This window comes from Methyloceanibacter sp. (assembly GCF_051306395.1).
Classification (GTDB): domain Bacteria; phylum Pseudomonadota; class Alphaproteobacteria; order Rhizobiales; family Methyloligellaceae; genus Methyloceanibacter.
Genome location: NZ_JBPPND010000230.1, coordinates 1 through 2,067, shown reverse-complemented (window position 1 = coordinate 2,067; position 2,067 = coordinate 1). Strand labels below are relative to the sequence as shown.

Below are 2,067 nucleotides of genomic sequence, written 5' to 3'. Positions count from 1 at the left end.
GATGGAGGTCAAAATGACTGACATGCCAGAAGTGACAGGGCGAGACGGCTACATTATTGCCCGAGCACTTTACGAGTTCATTCGTTCCGAACAAGCCAAGTCCACAGCTGATCGCCGGAAGGCGGATGAAGAAGGCGCCAAAGCGATCCTGCACGTGAGGTTCGACAGCGAATTGCAGATGTTGGCGCAAACTGACAGGGCCGCTGGTCGTGAGCCTCCCGACACTAAGAGGGCGCCTTCTATTGGCGGCTGATTGTTCAGTGTCTCCACCTAGCTTATCAAGCTCCCGAATGCCCGGCGTATTGCCGTCAATGTTGCTAAGCTGCGGGGACTGTTGGGTGTAAGCCGTGAGTTTCGCAATCTGGAACTCGACTGCTGAATCGACGTTGCCTCTTGAGGGGAAGGCGAAAGGTGCTTTCTCGCATTAGTCGCAACTTGAAAACGCACGCCAGTGGTCAGTAAATCTTGATCGTTGAGGACGAGTTCCTGATAGCGCTAGTGGATCACGTCTGACATTTGAATCCGGTGGGGGATTCCCGTCTGGTCTGGGGCATGCGAGTCTGGGGCATGCGCCCCGGGATATCGATCACGCTGACCACCACCGATCGCCGCCGCCTGGAGGCGATCATCCGCAACCGCAACGCGCCGCAGAAGCATGTCTGGCGGGCCGAGATCGTGCTCTTGTCGGCCGACGGCCACGGCACGGTGGAGATCATGCGCCGGACACAGAAGTCGAAGACCTGCGTGTGGCGCTGGCAGGAGCGCTTCGCCGAAGAAGGCGTCGACGGCCTCCTGCTCGACAAGACCCGGCCCTCGCGCATTCCTCCGCTTGGGCAAGACGTGATCGACACGGTGGTGGCGCTGACCGCGACCGAGCCGCCGCACGAGGCGACCCACTGGACTTCTTCGGCGATGGCCAGGGCGGTCGGCATCAGCGTCTCCTCGGTGCAGCGCATCTGGCGGGCACATGGCCTGACGCCGCACCGGATGCGCCACTTCAAGCTCTCCGACGACCCCGACTTCGTCCCGAAGCTCCGCGACATCGTCGGACTCTATGTCGATCCGCCCGCTCATGCTGTGGTCCTCTCGGTCGACGAGAAGTCCCAGATCCAGGCGCTCGACCGCACCCAACCCGGTCTCCCCATGAAGAAGGGGCGCGCCGGCACCATGACGCACGACTACAAGAGGAACGGCACCACCACCCTGTTCGCCGCCCTCAACGTGCTCGACGGCACGGTCATCGGCCGCAACATGCAGCGCCACCGCCATCAGGAGGTCATCCGCTTCCTCAATACCATCGAGGCGCAGGTGCCGGCCGGCAAGCTCGTCCATGTCATCCTCGACAACTATGCCGCCCACAAGCACCCGAAGGTCATCGCCTGGCTCGCCCGCCATCCCCGCTTCGTCTTCCACTTCACCCCGACCTCGTGCTCCTGGCTCAACGCGGTCGAGTCCTTCTTCGCTACGCTCACCAAGCGACGATTGAAGCGCGGCGTCTTCCGCTCGGTCGTCGATCTCCAGGCCGCCATCAACCGCTATCTCGACGAGGCCAACCATGACCCCAAGCCGTTCGTCTGGACCGCCGACCCCGACAAAATCATCGCCGCGGTCAAGCGGGGGCGCGAAGTGTTAGATTCGATCCACTAGTACGGCTCACGAGGCGCTCTTGGTCCACGATTTGCCGAGGCGGTGGTGATGCGGACTTGGCTGCGCCGCGTTAGGCGACCTGCGCCGGCTGATCGCGCCGAGGTGTTGATTGACTTCTTCATCGAAGCCGCCAAGCGGTCTGGCGCGGAATCACCCCGCGAAGCGGCTGAGAAGGTTGCGGGCGCACCTCTGACAGAGGAGGAATGGGCCCGCTATGCTTCTGCGTGGTGCCGTCGCTGGTACTGAGTGACGCGTGACCACGGCTCATGAGACTTTGCATTAACTACAACCAAGAATTTTGAGCACTCGCCAAATCGCCAAACGGCCCTAAACCCTATCTTCATTCCTGCAGCCTGAGATGGGTCGATGAGTTGGCGTCAAAACAGGGCTGCAGCGGCTTTCGCGTTCCTTGCGATAGCG

General features: G+C 61.6%; 2 protein-coding genes. Both read left to right on the top strand.

All coding sequences use genetic code 11. The annotated features are described in order from the left end of the window. On the top strand, positions 1–253 hold a 253-nt coding region (locus ACSLE4_RS12415), incomplete at its 5' end, for a hypothetical protein (RefSeq protein WP_435904753.1). 314 nt (positions 254–567) lie between these two features. Continuing rightward, entirely contained in the window at positions 568–1,647 is a 1,080-nt protein-coding gene (locus tag ACSLE4_RS12410; RefSeq protein WP_435904752.1) for an IS630 family transposase, read from the top strand. Positions 1,648–2,067 lie beyond the last annotated feature (420 nt).